Origin of the sequence: Alkalihalophilus lindianensis (assembly GCF_032843265.1) — a bacterium.
GTDB lineage: Bacteria > Bacillota > Bacilli > Bacillales > Bacillaceae_D > Alkalihalophilus > Alkalihalophilus lindianensis.
Genome location: NZ_JAWJBA010000888.1, coordinates 1 through 243, shown reverse-complemented (window position 1 = coordinate 243; position 243 = coordinate 1). Strand labels below are relative to the sequence as shown.

The 243-nt window shown below is 34.6% G+C and carries 1 protein-coding gene; it reads right to left on the bottom strand.

The window, feature by feature from the left end; all coding sequences use genetic code 11:
• A partial coding sequence (locus RYX56_RS24680) for a hypothetical protein (protein ID WP_317124431.1) occupies positions 1 to 196 on the bottom strand: 196 nt, incomplete at its 3' end.
• Between the last annotated feature and the right edge of the window lie 47 nt (positions 197 to 243).

Genomic DNA, 243 nt, shown 5'->3' with positions numbered 1-243 from the left:
CCTTCAAAGAAATAGAAAGCTCATTTTGACTGCATACTGTAGTTCCGATTCCAATAAATGAATCCTCTGAAACTTCTTGTTGTACTACTTCCTTTAGATCAGTGAGGAATAGATTTTTTTGAAACGGCCCCGTAAGGATAATGGTTATTTTCTCATCAATAAAATAAGTAAAGACCGAATAACCTTTGTCATTCATAAACCCTCTCACTCTACTCAGAAGGATTGGTATCTCTAAATCTTGTA